Here is a 4569-nt window from a genome sequence, read left to right as displayed (position 1 = left end):
TGTATAAAAAATTTGCTGATGCAGAAGATTTTATTGAGCTTTTAAAAGAATTTAAAAATAAATAAATTTAAGGAGGTTAAATGTTTAGGACAACGGCTAGTTATTTCCCAAGGATTGGTTTAAAAAGAGAATACAAACAAAACCTTGAATCGTATTGGGAAAAAAAGATTTCAAAAGAAGAATTTGTAAGTAATATGCAAGAAATCCAAAAATACCGCCTTGATGTATACAGCAAAAGCGGTCTTGATTATATCGTTTGCAATGATTTTACTTATTATGATTTTATGCTTGATTTAAGCTTTATGTTTGGTTGCATTCCTGAGCGTTTTTCACACATTCAAGATGAACTAGATTTGTACTTTGCTATGGCAAGAGGGGACTCAAAAGCTCAAGCGCAGGAAATGACAAAATGGTTTGATACTAATTATCATTATATTGTTCCTGAATTTGATGGTCATTTTGAGCTTAAAAATAATACGGTGTTAAAAAACTGGCTTGAAGATAAAAAGCTTGGATATGATACTACACCTGTTATTATTGGACCATTTACATTTATAAGTTTGGGGAAAATTAACGATAACAACAAATGGCTTAAACCATCGCAAACTAAAGAATTTAGAAGTTTGCTTTTGAATGTTGCAAAGCAATATAATGCTTTGCTTATTCAACTTCAAGAAAATGGTGTAAAAAGGATATGCTTTGATGAACCAGCTTTTGTTCTTGATTATGATAAAAGTTTTTTAAAAGACATATTCGATGCTTACGAAATAGTCAAAAAAAACATTTTTTTAGATATAACACTTAATTCTTACTACGAAAGTTTATCTTATTTTAATGAAATTATTGAAAATATTAATTTTGATACATTGGGTCTTGATTTTACTTTTAGAGAAAATGTCGAAAATGTTATTAAATTTGGTTTGCCTAAAAACAAAAAACTTCAAATAGGCCTTATTGGCACAAGGCATCCATTTAAAGACAACTTAAATGAAGCGAAACAACTTGTAGAGCTGTGCTTAAAAAAACTTAGCTTATCATCGGATCAAATAATTTTGAGCACAGCTGGGCCTCTAATGCATTTGCCTGTTAGTCTCGAATTAGAAAATTTTGATCCGAAAATATCAAATAAACTATTATTTGCTAAAGAAAAACTTCAACACTTAAACTTGCTAAAAAATATATTAAATGGAAGATCGGATTATGACTTTTCAGACGAGCAATTAGAAAAAGACGAAAACTATGAAGAAACTCTGTTAACTATAAAAAATTTAAACCCAAAAAGAGCTCATCCATTTAAATTACGCTACATTGAACAGGTAAAATCACTAAATCTACCAAAGTTTCCTACAACTACAATTGGTAGTTTTCCTCAAACCAAAGAGTTAAGGCAAAAAAGATCCTACTTTTTATCAGGTAAAATAAGCGAAAACGAATACAATCAATACATCAATGATCAGATAAAGTATGTAGTAAAGCTACAAGAAGATTTAGGTCTTGATGTGCTGGTTCATGGAGAGTTTGAAAGAAGCGATATGGTAGAATTTTTTGCCCAAAAATTAGAAGGTTTTTTATGCACAAAACATGGTTGGGTTATTTCTTATGGTTCAAGAGCAATAAGACCTCCTATTATTTATGGCAAAGTAAAAAGAACCAAACCTATGACAATAAAAGAGATTGTATACGCTCAAAGTTTAACAAAAAAGCCCCTAAAAGGTATGCTTACAGGGCCAATTACGATTCTTAACTGGTCGTTTGTAAGGCCAAGTGTTCCAAGAGAACTGGTTGCTTACGAAATAGCACTTGCTTTAAAAGAAGAAGTAATGGATTTACAAAAAGCCAATATAAAGATTATACAAATTGATGAGCCAGCATTTAGAGAAGGTTTGCCTTTAAAAGAGTCAAAGAAAAAGGATTATCTTGAGTTTGCAAGTAAAATTTTTAGATTTGTTGTTGAAGATGTTGACAAATTAACTCAAATTCATACACACATGTGTTACTCTGAATTTGATGAAATCGTTAATTACATTTATGACATGGATGCAGACTGCATATCCATAGAAGCATCTCGAAGCAAAGGTGATATAATTTCAAGTTTTGAGAAATTTAAATATGATCACGCTATAGGGCTTGGCGTGTGGGATATCCATTCTCCACGTGTGCCTTCTGTGGAAGAAATGCTAGAAATAGCAGAAAGGTCGTTTAAGTATATAGATAAAAATCTTTTCTGGATAAACCCTGATTGTGGTTTAAAAACAAGAAAATATGAAGAAGTTATACCTTCATTGAAAAACATGATTGAAGCTGCAAAAATTTTAAGAAAAAAGTATGGTGAAAGAATTTAAGGAGGTTTTATGAACAAAACAAACATAGCTAGCTTTGATTTAACAAAATTTTTTAGTCAAACGCTTGTAATTAAAAGAGACTACTCTAAAGCAGCCTTTGATAAAACCAAGATAGAAAATGCTATCAAAAAAGCGTTTTTAGCGGTTGGAGAAGAAGACTACTCAACACTTGCTGCAAACAATGTACTTTTTAGTTTAAAAAGAAAGTTTGCAAACCTTAAAGAAATTAACATTGAAGACATTCAAGACACTGTCGAAGAAGAACTTATAAAGCTTGGTTTTGCTAAAGTTGCCAAAGCTTATATTCTCTACAGAGAAAAGCGCGCTGTTTCAAGGGATACAAAAAAGGCAATTTTTGATGTTGAAAAAACAGTAAGCGAGTATGTAGACCAAACCGATTGGCGCATAAAAGAAAATTCAAATACAACATTCAGCTATCCTGGTCTTTATTTGCATCTGGCTGGAAGCGTTTTAGCAAACTATGTGTTAAACAATATTTATCCAAAAGAAGTATCAGAAGCACACACAAACGGTGCCATTCACATACACGATTTGTCACATGGTATTGTTGCGTATTGTGCTGGCTGGTCTTTAATGGATTTAATTATGAAAGGGTTTGGCGGTGTTGAAGGCAAAGTTACAGCAAAGCCGGCTCGTCATCTATCTGCTCTTACCGGTCAGATGGTTAATTTTTTGGGTGTAATGCAGATGGAATTTGCGGGCGCTCAGGCATTTAACTCTGTTGATACGCTGCTTGCTCCTTTTGTCAGGGCAGATAATCTTGATTATAAAGATGTAAAACAGCTTATACAGCAGATGGTATTTGCCATGAATGTGCCAAGCAGGTGGGGTTCGCAGCCGCCATTTATCAACTTTACATTTGACTGGATAGTGCCAGATGATTTAAAAGACAAACCAGCCATAGTAGGTGATAAGTTAATTGGCGTATATGGGGATTACCAAAAAGAAATGGATATGATAAATAAAGCATTTTTAGAAACAATGCTTGAAGGCGATGCTCAAGGTAGAATATTTTCTTTTCCTATACCAACGTACAATATTACAAAAGATTTTAACTGGGACGGACCAAATGTTGATTTGCTACTTAAAGCTACTACTAAATATGGTTTGCCGTATTTTCAAAATTTTGTCTCAAGCACTCTAAACCCTGGTGATGTAAGAAGTATGTGCTGCAGATTGCAGCTTGATTTAAGAGAACTTAAAAACAGAGGTGGTGGAGGTCTTTTTGGATCAAGTGACAAAACAGGATCAATAGGTGTTGTAACTATAAATTTGCCACGCATTGGTTATTTATCAAAAACTAAAGATGAATATTTCAAAAACTTGAAACGAATGATGGATATTGCAAAAACATCGCTTGAAATAAAACGCAAAGTAGTAGAGCAAAACTTAAAAAACGGTCTTATGCCTTATACTTTAGCATACCTTGGACACTTTAACAATCATTTTTCAACAATAGGTATTGTAGGTATGCATGAGTCTTTATTAAACTTTATGGGAAAAGGTATTCAAACTAAAGAGGGCAGAAGTTTTGCCATAGAAGTTCTTGAATTTATGAGGGAAACATTAAGAAAGTATCAACAAGATTCAGGTAATCTCTACAACCTTGAAGCAACACCGGCAGAAGGTACATCTTATAGACTTGCTTACAAAGATAAGCAGTTATACCCAGACATAAAACAATCAGGCGAATCAGATCCATATTATACAAACTCTACATTTTTGCCAGTAAACTACACGGATGACCCTTTTGAAGTATTGGATCATCAATCGCCATTGCAGGTATTATACACATCCGGAACTGTGGCGCATATATTTTTGCAGGAAAAACCGCAGGAAAATGCACTAAAGAGTTTCATTAAAAAAGCTTTTGAAAATTATCCAATACCGTATATGACAATAACACCTACATTTTCAATATGCAAAACTCATGGATACATAGCTGGCGAACATTTTAACTGCCCAATCTGTGGTGAAGAAACAGAAGTGTATTCAAGAGTAGTGGGTTATTACAGGCCTGTCCAGAATTGGAACAAAGGCAAACAGGAAGAGTTTAAACAACGTTTGGAATACAGTTTATGAAGATAGCAGGAATTCAAAAGGCAAGTTTTATAGATTATCCAAATAAAATTGCATCCGTGCTATTTTGCCCTTTCTGCAATTTAAGATGCCCATATTGCCACAATCCTGAACTCGTATTTTTTAA

At 33.2% G+C, this 4569-nt stretch carries 2 protein-coding genes; both read left to right on the top strand.

The genetic code is table 11. The annotated features are described in order from the left end of the window. Positions 1-80 precede the first annotated feature (80 nt). Positions 81-2342, top strand: coding sequence for a 5-methyltetrahydropteroyltriglutamate--homocysteine S-methyltransferase (gene metE, locus ACP5FO_RS08415; protein WP_428157375.1), 2262 nt, complete (start codon positions 81-83; stop codon positions 2340-2342). 9 nt (positions 2343-2351) lie between these two features. Then, complete coding sequence (locus ACP5FO_RS08410) at positions 2352-4445, top strand: ribonucleoside triphosphate reductase (protein ID WP_428157374.1); 2094 nt, start codon at positions 2352-2354, stop codon at positions 4443-4445. Positions 4446-4569: the final 124 nt, after the last annotated feature.

It is taken from the genome of Desulfurella sp., from assembly GCF_049977265.1.
In the GTDB taxonomy this organism is placed as follows: Bacteria; Campylobacterota_A; Desulfurellia; order Desulfurellales; family Desulfurellaceae; genus Desulfurella.
The sequence above is the reverse complement of the archived record's forward strand: the minus strand, read 5'-3'. Positions and strand labels throughout refer to the sequence as shown.

Bases quoted from the DNA above. Each gene is read 5' to 3' on its own strand.
- metE (WP_428157375.1), top strand. From the start codon at position 81: ATGTTTAGGACAACGGCTAGTTATTTCCCAAGGATTGGTTTAAAAAGA.
- ACP5FO_RS08410 (WP_428157374.1), top strand. From the start codon at position 2,352: ATGAACAAAACAAACATAGCTAGCTTTGATTTAACAAAATTTTTTAGT.